The following is an 18,446-nucleotide window of genomic DNA, read 5'->3' on the forward strand; positions in this document are numbered from 1 at the left end:
TGTCAATACAGACGGATAATAGATGATATTTCATCCAATATCAAAAAAAATCTCATGATTATGATATAGATAACAATACGTTATATTGATCTAGCGCGATCACAATATCGATCGCGCCAGATCTTAGATCGATACAGGATCGTTATTTGTGTTGAATTCGGTAAGCATCAACAATTTCTTTAATTAATTCTGGACCACGATAAATAAACCCAGAATAAATTTGTAACATAGTGGCACCCGCATCAAGTTTATCTATAGCATCGCTCGCACTGTTAATACCACCAACGCCTAGGATTGGAATTTTCCCTTTAAGACAGCCTGCAAGTTGTTTAATGACTTTTGTTGACATTGAATTCAATGGCTTACCACTTAACCCACCAGCTTCATTTGAGTTAACTAAACCGCTAACACCATCGCGAGTTAACGTGGTGTTGGTCGCTATCGCGCCATCGAATTCATTACGAATTAGTGAGTCCGCAATTTTTTCGATCTCTTCTAATGACAGATCGGGTGCAATTTTCAGTGCGATCGGCACGTATTTACCGTGCTGTTTAGCAAGATCATTCTGTTTAGCTTTGAGCGATCCCAATAGATCATCAAGTAAATCACCATATTGTAATGAACGTAAACCTGGTGTGTTGGGTGATGAGATATTTACCGCAATATAGGCTGCGTACTGGTACACCTTTTCCATACAGATAAGGTAATCTTCTTTACCCTGCTCTACTGGCGTGTCTTTATTTTTACCAATGTTGACCCCAACCATGGCGCCTGATTTTGCCGCTTTTAAATTGGCGACCAAGTTGTCGACCCCTTTATTATTAAAGCCCATACGATTGATGATGGCTTTAGCGGGTTTTAATCTAAAAAGACGAGGTTGTTCATTTCCTGGTTGTGGTCTTGGAGTCACGGTACCGACTTCAATATGACCAAAACCCATTGCATGAAAAGCATCAATGCATTCACCATCTTTATCCATCCCAGCCGCTAAGCCAACAGGATTAGGAAAGGTAAGTCCCATAAACTTAACAGGAGCAGGCTCAATCTGCTGTGCATAGAAGCAATTAAGCGGTGAATTAGCCGTGGATTTCAGACTGTGAATAGCCAGATTATGTGCTTTCTCTGGATCCATCTGAAACATGACTTTTTGTGCAATTTTATAAAACATGCATTCTCCTAGACCGAAAAAAGCCCCGGCTATTGCCAGGGCTTATTATTATTATAAATTTTACGATTGACCATCACAATGGAGGATCAACAGATTCAGCTCACGTAACGCGACTGAGAACTTAGCAAACTCGTGGGTTTGCGATGTCTTAAAGTCTGCAAGCATGTGGAACCATCTTTCCAATAAGCCCTGATTGGATTCGATCCACTGTGCAATAATGGTGTCAGCATCACAACTGTCGGTACAGGTACGCAGTACAACCGAACTTAGCGCACGTTGTTGCCAATCAAGCTCTTCTCTAAAGGCCGCTCTAGCTAATGCTTGCCAATGGTTAGCCACAGGCTGAGCACTAATCTGTTCAAGGAACCAATGCAATTCCACTTTCGCGCCTAGCTTAAAGTAAGTTTCGGCCACTAACGCGACTGGCTTATCTTCAAGTTGCGCAATTTGTGAAATATCCAATGCAGAGAACAAAGTACTCATGTTAACCACATCAGTGGCCACTTTATCAGGCACACCTTCTTTAACCAAAGCTGCAATCTCAGTACCAATCTCGTTGACTTCATCTTCGACCATATACTGATGCACATTTTCACGCAGTGCTTCAAAGACGGGTCTATAGAAAGCAACGGTTTGTTCAATGCTTTGATTACGGCTGCGATGACGTAAGAACCAACGACATGCTCGGCGTAAATTACGACGCAATTGATGTAGCATTTCGCCTTGAACAGCCGCAGGAACCACACCATTGAGTGCCGTGATAGATTGAGTTAATTCAGCTAAACCAAATACTTCACGTGCCATAGTGTAACAAATCGCAGCTTCGGCTACTGAGGCACCTGTCTCATCTTGCATACGTTGTACAAAATTAAGCCCCATATCGTTAACCAATTCGTTGGCTAATGACGTCGCAATAATTTCAGCACGTAATGGATGGTTCACCATACGATCACTGTAATTTTGTTGCAGTTGCTTAGGGAAATACTCAACTAACAACTGACTCAAGAAGCTATCTTCGGTAATTTCTGGGGTCAATAACTGCTCTTTAAGCACCATTTTCGCGTAAGCTACCAGCACAGATAACTCTGGACGCGTCATGGCTTTACCATTGGCCAGACGTTCGGCTAGCTCATCATCTGAAGGTAAGAACTCCAATGTTCTATCAAGCTTATCTTCTTTCTCAAGATAGTGAATGAAACGAATTTGCTCTTTCAGTTGCTCGGCGCCACGTACTTGAGTCACAGAGATGGTGCGCGTTTGATCTTTACAATCTTGCAGTACAATACGGCTCACTTCGTCAGTCATCTCGACTAATAAGCGGTTACGCTGCTTCAATGTCATCTCACCTTCTGCCACTAACGCATTAAGTAAGATTTTGATATTCACTTCGTTATCTGAGCAATCCACTCCACCCACGTTATCAACGAAGTCGGTATTAATGCGGCCACCGGCTACGGCATATTCAATACGGCCTAATTGGGTACAACCTAAGTTGCCGCCTTCGCCGACGATACTCGCCTTCACTTCACCGCCATTAACGCGCAGTGCATCGTTGGCTCTGTCGCCGACTTCGGCATGTGTTTCGCTCGATGCTTTAATATAAGTACCGATACCACCGTTCCAAATCAGATCAACGCGCATCTTAAGCAGCTCTTTAAGCAGCTCATTAGGCGTCATCGATGCTTTTTTGGTGCCCAACATCGCCTTGATCTCTGGGGTCAAGGTGATGGATTTAGCACTGCGCAGGAAGATGCCACCACCTTTTGAAATCAACTCTTGGTTGTAATCTTCCCAGCTCGAGCGCGGCAAAGTAAACAAACGGGCACGTTCTGTGTAGCTGGAGGCTGCATCAGGTGTTGGGTCGATAAAGATGTGCATATGGTTAAATGCAGCGACTAAGCGGGTATGTTCAGACAACAACATACCGTTACCAAATACGTCACCGGCCATGTCACCTATACCTAAACAGGTAAAGTCGGTGGTTTGACAATCGATACCAATCTCACGGAAGTGGCGTTTAACCGACTCCCATGCACCGCGCGCGGTGATCCCCATCTTCTTGTGGTCGTAGCCATTACTGCCACCCGATGCAAATGCATCGCCTAACCAAAAGTTATATTCCTGTGAAATGGCGTTAGCAATATCAGAGAAGGTGGCGGTGCCTTTATCGGCGGCCACCACTAAATATGGGTCATCTTCATCATGACGTACCACATTGACAGGCGGAACGACTTCACCTTCGATGATATTGTCAGAGATATCTAACAAACCACGGATAAACAAGCGGTAGCACTCTTGACCCTCGGTGAACATGGCATCACGACCACCTTCGGTTGGCAGTTGCTTACACACAAAGCCACCTTTCGCCCCAACGGGGACAATCACGGTATTCTTTACTTGTTGTGCTTTAACCAAACCCAGAACTTCGGTGCGGAAATCTTCGCGGCGATCGGACCAACGCAAACCACCACGAGCCACTTTACCACCCCGTAGATGAACCCCTTCTACACGCGGCGAGTAAACAAAAATTTCAAACTTAGGCAGCGGACGTGGCATTTCAGGAATAAGCTCTGGAGAGAACTTAAACGAAACGTATGGCTTATTACTGCCATCGGCCAAGGTTTGATAGAAGTTAGTACGTAATGTCGCATTAATTAAGTCGAGGTAACGACGAATAATGCGGTCATCATCTAGGCTAGACACATCATCTAGGCGCAGGTTTATCTGTTCGACAAACTTGGCCAATGTGCGTGTTTTCAGTTTAGGATTAAACTTACGAATGAACATTTTAACCAATAAATCAGCGATTTGTGGGTAACCACTAAAGGTTTGCTCAATGTAGGCTTGGCTAAAGGTAGCATCAATTTGACGCATATATTTAGCATAAGCGCGCAGTATTGAGACTTCGCGTCCCGTTAATCCCGTCGCTAACACTAAACGGTTAAAGCCATCATCTTCTAATTCTTTGTTCCACACTTGTGATAACGCAGTCTGGAATCTATCTTGACTGTCAGCTAAGTTATCGACGGCGGCCCCTTGAACTGTCATCAAGAAGTCTAGAATCCAGAAAGTGGCTCCATCTGCCGTTTTGACTTCGTATGGACGTTCGTTAATCACCCGAAGTCCGAAGTTTTCAAGCATAGGCAGCACATCTGAAAGATGGATAGGTTCATCTTTATGGAACAGCTTAAGCCTAACTTTATTGTCGTTTAATGCAGTTTCTTGCGGCTGATAAAACAGCATGCCTAACTTGTGCTCATCATCAAGCGCTTCTAGGTGTTCAATATCGACCACCGCAGAGCTCGGCAAAGCATCTTCTTTATAACTGCGTGGAAATGCCTCGACATAACGCTTAAGCAAACGATTGCCCGACTCTTCACCTTCTGCCGAAATTAACGCGCTACTGAGTTTATCTTCCCAAGAACGCGCCGCTTCAATCAGGTTATTTTCAATAGCAGCCACATCTACATCCGTATTATTATTATCGACTTTAACAATGTAATGAGTACGTGCCAGCGTTGACTCGGAGAAATAAGTCGTGAATTCAACGTCTTCATTAGTATTAAAATGTTGCGCCAAAATACGTTGGGTATCTTCACGCAATTTAGTGTTATAGCGATCTTTTGAGACATAAACCAAACAAGATAAGAAACGGCCATAGCCATCTTTACGCACAAACAGTTTAAGCTTGTCACGATCTTGCATCTCAAGTACGCCACGCGCCATGCTGGCCAATTCTGATTCACGTGCTTGAATAATCTCATCACGCGGCAGCGTCTCAAGAATATGCATTAAGGCTTTGTAATCATGAGAACCGGCCGTTAAGCCAGAGGCATCTAATACCCGCTGGATTTTTTCTGCTAACAGAGGGATCTCACGTGGGCTGCGATTATATAAATTAGAGGCATACAGACCGATAAAGCGATCTTCACCAATCACATTGCCCTTTTTATCGAAGCGTTTAATACCGATATAATCGATATAGGCTGGACGATGTACACGGCTCTTTTCACTGCTTTTGGTTAAAATAAGCAAACTTTTATCGAGGGCTTCTTTACGGGCAGTATCAGACAGAGTAGATAACAATAAGCCTTTGTTAGACTTAGGCTTACCGGGCACATTCATTAGGCCTAAACTGGTGTCATTATCGGGCACCAACTCTAAGTCACCTTCAACTTTATTGAGGCTATAACGGCGATAACCAAGCAAGGTAAAATGATGATTATTCAAATACGTTAAAAAGTTAATCGCTTCGTCGAGATCGCGTTTTTCACCAGGGAAAGGACGTGTGGCTAACTCTTTAATGGTACTGGTTAACTTGTTTGACATCTTCTGCCAGTCGTTAACCGATGCCGACACATCCACCAGTACAGAAGCAATCTCTTTCTCTAAACTCTTGATATCTTCATCACTGCTAAGGCGATCAATTTCGATAAGAAATACAGCGACTTTTTCTGATTTTTGGTTTTTATCATCGCCATAGGTAACATTAACAATAGCGTCTTTATCTCGCTGCACCGTGAGCGGCGTATGCAGCATCATATGGGTAGTGATGCCCATACGATTAAGGGCCATACCTACCGAATCAACTAAGAACGGCATATCTGGATGGATCACCTCAATAATAGAGTGAGATGATTTCCAGCCATGTTTAGATTGGCTTGGGTTAAATACGCGGATATGAGTTTCGCCGACAGGCGTTTTATTTGCGACATTCCAAAGACTGAGTACTGCACCGTAAAGATCGCTATCATTACGTGCATGTAAATCATCTTTTGACATATGAGCATAAATGCAAGTGGCGAATTGCTCGACCTGCTTAGCTTGTGAATTAGGGACTTTTGAGTGAATGAGGTTGACTACATTTTCAAGTAATACTGAAGGCATTGCATCTTTCAAGGCCATGTTACTGTTTCCTTTAGGGTCTATGGCAGCGCTTTTCTTAATTATCTGGATGCTAGAGCATATGACGGGCCAAATAATGTGACCTAGGTCATAGCGCGAAGTCTATTACTAAATGTGCCATATTTCGAGGATTATTTCAGTGGTAGATCCTGCTTAATTGTGTAGCTCGCAACGTTTAATGTCATTAGATGAAAAAACAATCGAAAACTTAGCGTAACTATTCAAAATGTATGCAAAAAAAAGGAGAGCATCTGCTCTCCTAATACATTACTGCTTTGGGTTTCGCCAGAATACAGCCCCTATCGCGGGTAAAATAATTATGGCGCCTAACATATTTACTAAAAACATAAATGTCAGCAAGATCCCCATGTCCATCTGGAATTTTAATGCCGAGAAGAACCAAGTGCTCACCCCAATCGCCAACGTTAAGCCAGTAAAGATCACCGCACTACCTCGTTCGATTAACGCTTGATGATACGCTTTTTGCACCGGCATCCCGTCACGCAGTTTTACAGCCATGGTCGATAAGATATAAATGCCATAATCGACACCAATACCCACGCCCAATGCAATCACGGGGAGCGTGCTGACCGCAAGACCAATATCAAGCTGAGTCATTAAGGCTTGCGCTAAGGTCGATACCACATACAGAGGTAAAATCACCGCAACCGTTGCCCTTAATGAGCGGAAACTTATCAAACACAGTACAAATACGGCGCCGTAAACATACAGCATCATAGGTAGCTGCGCCTCGGCAACCGCTTCATTGGTGGCAGCCATCACGCCAACAGGGCCCGATGCCAATTTGAAGCTGATTTTATCGTTATCCATTTGCGCCGATAACGCTTTGACCTTGTCGGTCACCACTTCTATGGTTTCGGCTTTATGATCGGTTAAAAACAGGTAAACCGGCATCACCGAGCAATTTCCGTTAAGCAGCCCCGACGTGGTGGGGATTTGCCCTACCGCTTGCACCAGACTCGCTGTGGTGCGCGGTAACACCTGCCATTTTGGATTTCCTTCGTTAAAGCCGGCGTTAACCCGCTTAGCAATCGATGCCAAACTCGCGGTCGACTCAACCCCTGGGGTATTGGCGGCTAACCATTCAAACTGATCGATTTGCATCAAAACATCATGATAAGTACAAGCTTCAGGGAAGGCCTCAACAATGACCGTCATCACATCTGTAGTGACCGAGAATTTGTCGGTAATATAAAAAGTGTCTTGGTTATAACGACTGTCAAAGTGCAGCGCTGGTGCGCCGCCTTGCAAATCGCCAATTTTCATTTTATTAGCTTGTTGCACACCAACAGCAAACAAGATCACCGTTAGCACTAATACCACTGCAGCGTACTTGGGCGTGGCAAAATAGGATAAACGTAACCAAAGCTTATCTATGCCGGCATGTGACTTAACCGCTAACGGATTAATCTTGGTATAAGAGATTAATAAAGGCAACAAAATCAAGTTAGTTAAGATAATGACCGCCACACCCAGTGATGCCGATATCGCCAATTCGCGAATAATACCAATGTCGATGGCCAGCAGAGTCATAAAACCCACAGTATCGGACAACAGCGCAATGCCACCAGGCACTAGCAAGCTTCTAAAAGCCAGCGCAGCGGCCGCTTTAGTGGTTTCACCCTCACCCACTCGGCGGCGCACGGCATTGATCATCTGCACACTATGGCTAACCCCAATAGCGAATACCAAAAACGGGATCAGAATCGACATAGGATCCAGACCAAAGCCCATAACCGTCAATAAACCTAATTGCCACACCACAGCCACCAAGCTGCACGCTAATGGCAGCAGGGTCAATTTGACTGATTTTGAAAACAGGTAAACCATGATTGCCGTCACCAAAATGGCAATCAAAAAGAACAACACAACCCCTTTAGCGCCTTCAGCAACATCACCGGCCATTTTGGCAAAACCGATGATATGAATTTTAATATGTTCATTTTCATACTGACCGCGTAGCTCTTTTTCCAACTGAGTGGCAAAGGCTAAGGTGTCTAACGGCTCACCTGTTTGAGGATCAAAGTCCATTAACTGAGCAGTGACCATCGCCGCTGAATAATCTTCTGCAATAAGACGACCAACGATACCGGCTTTTTCAATATTGCTGCGCACCACTTCCAGCCCAGCGGGCGTGGTAGAGAAATTAGCGGGGATCACCGGACCACCGGCAAAACCATCCTCCACCACTTCGGTAAAACGAGTCGAAGGAGAAAACAACGACTTCACTTGCGCCCTATCAACGCCTGGGATAAAAAACAGTTGATCATGTACTTGCTTTAGCGAATCAAAAAAATTGGCATTAAAAATATTACCGCTGGTATCTTCCACTGCCACCATAATGCTATTGGCGCCACCAAATTGTTTTTGATGCTTTAAATAGGTTTGCATATAGCTGTGGTTAAGCGGAATGTTTTTAATAAATGCCGCGTCCATGCGTAAATGGCTGGCTTGAAAGCCCAAAAAGAGTGTCACCACTACAAACGCAAAAATTACCAATCCCCGTTGCCTAAAAAGGAACGACTCTAATCCATTAACTACTTTATCTAACATGTCAGGGCCTTATTATTCTTGTTTTAATTCAATGAAACCTTTTGTACCCGCAACCCATTGTTTACCATTAGTATCCCGACTAATAGTGACCAGGTTTTCACCTTGACGTTGTGCGACCATTGCAACAGAACCATCATGATAAACATCGATAATCACGCCAGCATTACCCACGAGCCTTATCTTGTTATCATCGACTATGAGTCCACCATTTAAGGTCGACTGGATCGGCAGTGCTATCTCTTGCCAACTATTTGCCCCATCCTCGCTCTTAAACAGATGACCACGCAGCCCCATAACGTAGACACCTTTGCTTGTCACCAAAGCATTAAATAAGGAGCCGTCATAAGGAAAATCGAGCCGCTGCCAACTGATGCCTTTATCTTCTGAGACCGCAGCTAACCCTAACTCACCCACCATTAATAAACGCGAATCATCTAGCGGCACCACGCGATTAAAATGGGGCAACAAGGTACTACGTTCACTGAGGTATAAGGCTTCATCTTCGGCTTTTAAGTCTTCAAGGTAGGCAATATCTTCTTCAAATAACAGCTCACCATGAAACTCTGGCTCCCATGTATTGCCCCCATCTTTACTGCGATAAAACATGCCATAAGCCCCAATAGCGATGCCGTTTAACTCATCGAAAAACAGCACATCCATGAGGGGTTTTTCTATCTCAGGAGAACTCATCTGCACCTGCCAACTAAGCCCGCCATCTTGGGTGTGTAATACCGTGGCATCGTGACCCACTGCCCAGCCAAGCTTGCCATCAAGCAGATAAACCTTAGTTAAATGGGCTTGAGTTGGTGATGGACGCTGCTGCCAGTTGTCATCAAATACAAACAGATGCCCACGCTCACCAACCGCCACGGCAGTATCTGCCTTGAGGGTCGAGTCTAATACTAAGGAGTGCACGGCTAATGGCTGAATGGATGAGCTCATATCTGTATCGGCGCTCACTGTGTTTATGTGCGTGGTGAGCAACACAGACAACAAGGCCAATCGAAGCATGCTAAACGACATACAAACTTCCTTTTGTAATGGAGAGGCCTTTTGGCCTCTCCCTAATTGGTGATTAACGAATACCCGCTCGTCGTAATGCTGCTGGAGTGAAGTTTGCCTCACTCAACTGTGCATCAAAATTATACATACGACCTTCGTTATCTAAGCCCATAGCAAGATAACGACGCGATTGCAGATCATGGATAACTTCTAAAGTGGTCCACAAGGTAGGCACTTCATAGTAGTTAATCGCATGAGCTACGCCGACGCGATACAACTCATCACGGTTATCGTACATATCGGTTAACGACACCTGCCAAGAATCTTCATCGATATAGAACATGCGTGTTTTATAGATATGACGCATGCCCTCTTTAAGCTGCGCCTTGACCACCCATACACGGTGTTTTTCCCAGCGAACATGCTCAGGATTGATATGACCAGCTTGCAAAATTTGGTCATATTTGAGCTTATCTGAATGCAACTTATAGTCGTTGTAAGGGATATAGATCTCTTTCTTACCCATTAACTCCCAGTTATAACGCACAGGCGAGCCGTTAAACATGTCAAAGTCATCTGTGGTGCGCAGCCCATCAGATACTGTGCCTGGTGTATCAAATGCCACATTGGGGGCTTTACGCACTCGGCGCTGTCCCGTGTTATAGGTCCAGGCCTGGCGCGGCAGAGCTTCTTGATCCATCGTCTCTTTAACCAATAACGCGGTACCGGCTAACCGTGCAGGCTGGGTCACTACCTGCTTGAAATAAAACAGTGTATTGGAGGCCTTTAACTGATCTAAGGTCATTTCTGGACGTGAATATTCAAAGCGCAGCTCTTCAGCAGTTTCAACCAAGGTATAACTGCCACTGGCCGTCGGTGCTGCTTGACTGCGCGAGGTTTCAAGGTCAACACCACGAAAACGCAATACATGGTTCCAGATAGCTTCTAACCCATTTTGCGGAATTGGAAATGGGATCCCAACGGCGGCACCTGAAATACCATTACCGTCGGCAATTAACTCGGCGCGAGTCGCGTTGGCCTTGGTGGCATCGTAGACAAATTGTGGTACCGAAGCCGTCCTGCGAGTCTGATACACATTCATCTTGTATGTGTCTGGATACAGCTCAAACAGTTTTAACTGCCCCTCTGTGAGATTTGCCTTGTACTTATCTTTGTTAGCATTAGTGATGGTAAATTCAATTTTATCAGCAGCAAAAGGATCGGGATGATGCATCCCTTTTTCATAACCTGCGACCACTTTCGTGATACCGCCATCCCATGCAGGAATAGTCCCATCTGCGTTAGCCGCTTTTTCGCCGCCAAGTGGCGTTAATGATGTGCCTAATTTGGCCGCGTCGGCCTCTGATACTTTGGCAATGGCTGCAGGGGCGCTCAATGCAACGATCACAGCAGCTGACAATATGGCTAATTTCTTCATCGTTATTGTCCTTGTGAATTAGATTGAATACTTGATGTTAAATGACACGTAATCACGATCAGACATCTGATTAGTCGTGCCTACACCACCAAAGAAAGAGTTATAGGAGAAATCGGCTCCCCAACGATTTTGATAATCGAAGTTAACCCCGATAGCGACCGCTTTCTTACCTTCGGTAAATAGGAACATAGGATCAGGGGTTATCCCTTTAACGTCATGAGAGAAGATAATGCGCGGTGCCATGTTCACACCCGCAAACAAGTTGTTGTAGTCCGCCTTGGCTACAATTCGATAACCCCATGAAAAATCAGTTGGGAACGGATTGGTTTCTGGGCCGTTATGAAGGGCTTCGATAATACCAGGCATATCAGGATTTCCCCCTGAGCGAGCCGTGCCTGGGCCATTTAAACGCATCTCATCAAAGCCAGGCATATCGTGGATCCACACACCACCGACTTCGGCTAACATGGTTAAGTTACTGGTGCCTAAAGTAGGACCAAATAAATGCGTAAAGGTGACCTGTGCTTGAGTAGTATCACGCAGAATATACCCTTTGGCTGACTCGCCAGAGCCTATACCTTCAATTTGCGATATGCCGTCTAAATCAGGGCGCAATCCGGCATTGGCGAGTTGCTGAGGCATGGCGGCAAATAAGAGTTCAACGTCATCAATTTGCAGCGGCTCATCTTGACGATGGGCTATTTCACCAGCAACGGACGTATCACCAATCAAGGTGTTAAAACTGAAACCATAAAGCTGAATATCTTCAGGATATTCAATTTGTGCCTTAGAAAAGGTTTCTAGCCCTAATAAGGTGTTACGATCGACCGTGCCTCCGGCAGCAGCAACTGCGCCCAGCTTAGCTAAATCTCGCCCAATGGCCTCGGCAGTAAAATTAGCTGCGGTGCCACTGATCAAAGGACGGCGGCTATGATAGTTCATGTAATACAAACCAAATTCGGTTTCGCCAAGTTCTGGCGCATAGTAACCAAACTTAACACCGTACTGTCCTGAATCACTGGCACTAGCTTGATCTTTAACTAGAGTGGCTTTGGTCGGATACGCTAAAGCCAATCTCCCCAAGGTCTCGGCATCATATTGCCCCGAGGCCATCATCTGTAGCAAGCTATTGTATTCTGAGACAATAAAATCGAGATTCATATCTGGGTTAGCATTAAAGCCAAGTTGCGCGTTTTGACCATAGCCACCATAACCAGCAAAGTCATTGGTGGAAAAAAACGAGCCGGGCGTTGGCACCCATACTGGTTCCCAATCATATTGGTAGAAGGCTTCAACAGATAGGGAAGCGGTAACACCCAGTGACGCCCACACCATGCCTTGTGGCCTAAACGCTTCTTTTAACTCGGCACCAGGGGCATTAAGAATATTCAAATCCACCGGGTTAATCACCCCAATACCGTGGGCAATAAGGGTACTTTCTCCCCAAGATACTACTTGGTTACCCACACGTACACTAAGCGGATTCTCACCATCATTAAAATCAAAATCGCCATAAACAAACGCATCGAGCAAGCGCACATCTTTACATTGAACTTTAGAGGCCTCGGAGTCAGCACAAGGATCATACTCTTTACCCGTTAATGGGTCACTGTAACCATAGCTACCGTCATTCGCCTTTTGATCGTAAAAATACATACCACGAGCAAACAAACCGTAATTTTTATATTTTAGTGATAGCTCATGTAAACCTTTAAACACCATTGAAGTAACATCACCTTGAGAATAAAGCATATTACTCAAGTCACCGTTACTGGAATATGAGCCGGGCTGAGCCCAGATATCTGCTGAAGAATATTTGGTATTGTTAAACGCGGAATAATTTGACCAGTCGAAGCGCGGGTGATTCACTTTACCAATATGATCTTCCCAGTTTCGCTCTTCAACTCGCCAACTTGCGCCAGCACTCCAAGTTGAATCAAACGAACCTTGCACTTCCCCCCAATCAAACGACACTGCCTGAACAAGGGGTGTGGTTGCGATGCTCAACGCTGCAATAATCCCCAAAGCAAGCGTTGACTTATTAAAGCCATTTTTAAGATTTTTCATTTTAGCTCTTCTCCGTAACCTGCTGGATTCTTTGTTATAGGAATGGTAGCCAACATCTTGTTAGCGTACAGGTAACACCATTGTTACAGCATTTACTATCGATGAGCAAGGTGTAAAAAGAGAAAATTACCTTGAGATTTGGACACTTAAGCCAAATAAAACCGTACATTTCAAACGCACGATTTAAATAAGCAGATACAAGAGATTAACAAAAAGGAAGGTGTATCAAAAAAGCAATAATAAACAGGCAATTATATTTATAAAATAGGAGAGATTAAGCTAGAGATTTACGATCATCCGTTTGAAGTAATCACTCTAATTTATTGTACTCGAGTCAAAGAACGAAACTGCCCTGCATCATCGAGCTCTAATCTAAAATGACCAGACAGGCCACCAGGAGTTAAGAAAGGTCGAAAGTGACGGGCATTGATCCACAGCGTTTTCCCCCCTGTTTCCTTAACTTCGACTTTATCCACATATCCTTGATAATAATTTAAAAAATCATGGTAACTGACATAAATTGAAAAGAAAAAGACCATAATATCGTCAACAATAATAAGAACAGAAATGACGAGGCAGACACTGCCTCGTCGCTTAAGGTTTAGGCTAGCGCCTTGGTCACTTTTTCAAACAGGTCGTTAGATAGTTGCGGTAAGGCGAGTATTTGCTGCAATGACTGCTTCATCAATACCTGCCGGCTCTCATCAAACTTCTTAAACTGTATTAACGGCGTAATAATGCGCGCCGCAACCTGCGGATTAAGCGTATTTAACTCAATAATGACATCAGTTAATAATTGATAACCTGCACCATCTTGACGGTGGAATACCGCTAAGTTTGCCGCCGCAAACGCTCCAATTAACGCACGAACACGGTTAGGATTTGACAGGCTAAAAGCAGGGTGTTGCATCAGGGCTTTAATCGCGTCGATGCGTTCATCTCCAGTACAAGTGGCTTGTAACGTCAGCCATTTATCCATCACCAGAGGCGTTTGAGACCAACGCTGCTGAAAATCATCTAGCAGCGTTTGTCTAAGCACACTGGCTTCACTATTGAGCGCCGTTAACGCACCTAAACTGTCAGTCATATTAGTCGCATGACGATATTGGTTTTCGGCTAAGGTTTGATGTTCATCTGACACATTAAGCAATAATAGCAAGGCCGCATTCTTAAGCGAACGCGCCGCAGGTGCATCAATCGCCGCCAGCTCTCGGTATCGAGCCAATAACTCATCTTCACAGCCACAGGCTATCTCTTCAAGCACGAATGTACGCGCCATCGACAAGGCATCGATATCAGCCTCATTGACTTGCTCAATCAGGGTCGACAGATTGGGAAAATGTAGTATTTCGGCCAGTAAGGCCTGATCGAGATCCGGCTCCAGCAATAAGCCTTTTATTGCATCAATTAAACGGCTGTCGATGTGCATGCTTTGACCTGCTTGAAGGCTAGCCACATTGTGCCACACAGACTGGCTAAATAAGGTCACCGATGCTTCCCATTTAGCAACTTCACTCGAGGCAAAACGGATTAAGTGGAGCAGCTGCTCAATACTGTAGTTAAAAAGCAATTTTACTGGCGCCGAGAAATTTTGTAATAACGACGGTACAGGGACACTTGGCAGATCATCAAACACAAAAGTCTGCTCTGCTTGTGTGACATTGAGTACCCGATTGAGTATCGATTCACCCTCGGCGCTCAGCAGTTCGAGATCAAACGGAATATGTAACGGCCATTTTTCTGCTTGCTCTGCAGTAGGCAATGTACGCTGCGAAATATGTAAGCGATACTGCTTCGCCCCAGCATCATATTCCTCTTTGACTGTGACTAAGGGCGTTCCCGATTGACTGTACCAACGTCTAAATTGGCTTAAATCGACACCGCTGGCATCTTCCATCGCCGCCACAAAATCGTCACAGGTGACCGCCTGACCATCATGACGTTCAACATAACATTTCATCCCTGCCTGAAAGCCGGTTTCACCTAACAAGGTGTGCATCATGCGGATCACTTCAGCCCCCTTGTTATACACAGTCACGGTATAAAAATTATTCATTTCAATTACAGATTCGGGACGAATGGCATGAGCCATAGGGCCGCTGTCTTCGGCAAATTGCTGGTTTTTAATGATCTTAATCGCATGAATACGGTTAACCGCGCGCGAACCAACATCTGAGCTAAACTCTTGATCCCGAAAAACGGTTAACCCCTCTTTCAAGCTTAATTGAAACCAATCACGACAAGTGATGCGATTACCGGTCCAGTTATGGAAATACTCATGGGCCACTACAGATTCAATGCCATGATAATCATCATCCGTTGCCGATGCGGTATCGGCCAACACGTACTTGGTGTTAAATACGTTTAGGCCTTTATTTTCCATGGCGCCCATATTGAAAAAATCGACCGCAACAATCATGTAGATATCGAGATCGTATTCCAAATCAAAACGCTGCTCATCCCAAGCCATGGACTTTTTAAGTGATGCCATCGCATGATGGGATTTATGTAAGTTACCTTTATCCACAAAAACTTGCAGTGCAACTTCGCGACCACTTTTGGTCACAAAACTGTCTTGAAGCAGGTCGAAATCACCAGCTACCAGAGCAAATAAATAAGCAGGTTTTGGAAACGGATCCTGCCAGCAGACGAAATGACGACCACCATCAAGGTCGCCAGCCTCTACTTTATTACCGTTACTGAGCAAATAAGGAAACGCTTGCTTGTCGGCTTCCACTCGCACAGTGTAAATCGCTAACACATCTGGGCGGTCGAGAAAATAAGTGATGCGTCTAAACCCCTGCGCCTCACATTGAGTGCAGTAGGCGCCATCGGACATATAAAGGCCTTCAAGGGCTGAGTTCGCCCCTAGATCAAGGCGGGTGATCACTTGCAGTTCAAACTCAGCGGCTAGATTTTCCAGCAACAGCTGACCATCTTGGACTTGATAAGGATAAGGGTTGCCATTGACGGTCAAGGCCTCAATCGACAGCGCTTCACCATCGAGTCGTAAGGAAGTCGCGCTGTCATTTAGACGACGCACTTGGCTGGTTGCCGTCACTCTGGTATCACTGCCAGCCAACACAAAATCAAGCGCTACATGGCTAATGGTATAATCTGGTGCGCGGTAATCTTTTAGGTATTTCGCTTGAACTTGCGTCATCACAGTTCCTCTTGTCACTTAAAATTTGATAAAAAAAACGCGCCAATAGCGCGTTTTTTATTATAACCAGCCGTTTACTTAGACTGATTTTTAGCCACTTGCTCCATATCTACCATATCGAGAGTGATAAACACGGTTTCATCTAAGAATGCATCGGGTAACGCCATCTCATCGTCGGCATCGTCGAGCGATGTCAATGGTGCTAGGCCTTTAACAGCGCGGCGCTCGTTTAAACGTGCTAACTGCTTACTATCACTAGCCTCACGTTCTGCAATACGCTCTTTTTCCACTAAGGAGACACTGGTTTCTTTATGACTTTTCTTAAATTCGGCAATATCTTGATAAATATAGCTAAATTCTACATCTTGTTTAATACGCTGTTGATGACGACCATCTAAGTTAACCACTAAGTTTGGATTGATGTCGCCTAGCGTGCTGTATTGTGCCATCGGCACCTTGTCCCACGGCAATGCATTATCTTCTTCGGCTTCGCCATATTCGCCCGGCTCTAAGGCACTAGGGAACGGAATATCGGGTGTGACACCTTTAATTTGGGTGCTGCCGCCATCGATGCGGTAGAACTTAGCGATGGTATATTGCACATGCCCAATCGGCTTATCGTACATATCATAGATACGCCCGAGGCTTTTATGCTGCTGCACTGTGCCTTTACCAAAAGTCGACTCACCAACGATAAGTGCGCGATCATAATCTTGCAACGCCGCGGCAAAAATTTCAGATGCAGAAGCGCTATAGCGATCGACCATCACTGTCAGTGGACCTGCATAAGCAACCCGACCATCATTATCACGGTTTTGTGAAACTCTACCGTTGGCATCACGAATTTGCACCACAGGACCTTGTTCAATAAACAAGCCGGTTAACAAGGTAGCTTCGGTTAACGCGCCGCCTCCGTTGCCACGCAGATCAATGACGACGCCTTCAACATTTTCTTGTTTCAGTTTGGTCAGCTCTTTAAACACGTCTTGCGACAGGTTCATGTAAAAGCCTGGGATCTTAATGACACCGATTTTGCGACCAGCATAATCTCCGCTTGAAGGCTCAATCACCTCAGAGGTCGCTGCGCGATCTTCTAGCCGAATCTTATCGCGAACTATCGTCACATAAGTGGGTTTAGCTGAAGAGCCACCTTTCTTAGGTAAGACTTGCAGCACCACTTTACTGCCTTTTGGGCCTTTAATGAGTTCAACAACATCATCGAGACGCCAGCCAATCACATCGACGATCTCTTTACCTTCTTGGCCAACACCAACGATGCGATCTTCAGGGGAGAGTTTTTCACTGTTGGCCGCAGGGCCACCAGCAACTAAACTTTTTATTACGGTGTAATCTTCATCCATCTGCAGCACCGCGCCTATGCCTTCAAGGCTTAGGTTCATTTCCATTTGGAAACGCTCAGCGTTGCGCGGGGAAAGGTAACTGGTATGCGGTTCAACCGAGCGAGAAAAGGCATTCATCACACCTTGAAATACATCTTCGCTCTTAGTCTGGCTCAAGCGTTTGATGGCGTTGTTGTAACGCTTTTCTAGCACTTCAACAATTTCATCCCACGTTTTACCGGTGAGTTTGAGGTTGAGGGCATCGTATTTGACCCGCTGACGCCATAGCTCATTGAGTTCGGCTTCATCTTTTGGCCAAGCAGCCTCTTCTCTATCGTATTGATAGCTGTCACCAGGGACATTAAAATCAATCTCGGTATCGAGCAGGGCTAACGCATAGGCGAAACGGTCATATCGACGCTGTTGAACCAAGTCAAACATCTTATACGCAGCGGCTAAATCGCCACTCTTAAGCATGTCATCAAATTCGGTAGCATAGACCTTAAAACTGTCAATATCGCTTTGTAATAGCACATTACGGCGATAATCCAGTTGTTTTAAGTAGCGGTCGAACACCTGCATAGCAAAGGCATCATCAAAGTTAAAACGATGATAATGATTACGTGCATAGGTGTCCGCCACTCGCTTACTCGCCACTTTATGCTGTGGCTCTTGATTCAAAGAGGGCAACTCGCTTGATGGAATTGTAGGCGTCAATGCCCAAGCCGAGAATCCTACAAAAATGCTGGCAATTGAAGCTACCAGAGTTAGTTTTCGCATCAACAAGTT

9 protein-coding genes are annotated in these 18,446 nt (G+C 45.0%); all 9 read right to left on the minus strand.

The window, feature by feature from the left end:
* Positions 1 to 142: 142 nt before the first annotated feature.
* Positions 143 to 1,168 carry a quinone-dependent dihydroorotate dehydrogenase gene (pyrD, locus tag AC0VXX_RS10120; protein ID WP_475514129.1) on the minus strand — a complete coding sequence of 342 codons (1,026 nt, stop codon included), beginning with the start codon at positions 1,166 to 1,168 and terminating at the stop codon, positions 143 to 145.
* A gap of 60 nt (positions 1,169 to 1,228) precedes the next feature.
* The gene (locus AC0VXX_RS10125; protein WP_475514130.1) at positions 1,229 to 6,073 is read right to left on the minus strand and encodes an NAD-glutamate dehydrogenase; all 4,845 of its coding nucleotides are present in this window, start codon (positions 6,071 to 6,073) and stop codon (positions 1,229 to 1,231) included.
* A 267-nt stretch (positions 6,074 to 6,340) separates the two neighbouring features.
* Complete coding sequence (locus tag AC0VXX_RS10130; RefSeq protein ID WP_475514131.1) at positions 6,341 to 8,647, minus strand: efflux RND transporter permease subunit; 2,307 nt, start codon at positions 8,645 to 8,647, stop codon at positions 6,341 to 6,343.
* Positions 8,648 to 8,659: 12 nt separating this feature from the next.
* Positions 8,660 to 9,670 (minus strand): WD40/YVTN/BNR-like repeat-containing protein, encoded by a 1,011-nt coding sequence (locus AC0VXX_RS10135; protein WP_475514132.1) that lies wholly within the window; start codon positions 9,668 to 9,670, stop codon positions 8,660 to 8,662.
* A 52-nt stretch (positions 9,671 to 9,722) separates the two neighbouring features.
* Positions 9,723 to 11,087 (minus strand): DUF1329 domain-containing protein, encoded by a 1,365-nt coding sequence (locus tag AC0VXX_RS10140; RefSeq protein WP_475514133.1) that lies wholly within the window; start codon positions 11,085 to 11,087, stop codon positions 9,723 to 9,725.
* Positions 11,088 to 11,105: 18 nt separating this feature from the next.
* Positions 11,106 to 13,154, minus strand: a complete 2,049-nt coding sequence (locus AC0VXX_RS10145) for a DUF1302 domain-containing protein (protein WP_475514134.1) — start codon at positions 13,152 to 13,154, stop codon at positions 11,106 to 11,108.
* Positions 13,155 to 13,474: 320 nt separating this feature from the next.
* Positions 13,475 to 13,693, minus strand: a complete 219-nt coding sequence (locus tag AC0VXX_RS10150; protein ID WP_475514135.1) for a DUF2835 domain-containing protein — start codon at positions 13,691 to 13,693, stop codon at positions 13,475 to 13,477.
* A 62-nt stretch (positions 13,694 to 13,755) separates the two neighbouring features.
* A complete protein-coding gene (pepN, locus tag AC0VXX_RS10155) occupies positions 13,756 to 16,317 on the minus strand; it encodes an aminopeptidase N (protein WP_475514136.1) in 2,562 nt (853 codons plus the stop codon).
* A gap of 74 nt (positions 16,318 to 16,391) precedes the next feature.
* Positions 16,392 to 18,437, minus strand: coding sequence for a carboxy terminal-processing peptidase (gene prc, locus AC0VXX_RS10160; protein WP_475514137.1), 2,046 nt, complete (start codon positions 18,435 to 18,437; stop codon positions 16,392 to 16,394).
* Positions 18,438 to 18,446 lie beyond the last annotated feature (9 nt).

This window comes from Shewanella sp. QJM3NY_23 (genome assembly GCF_056173105.1).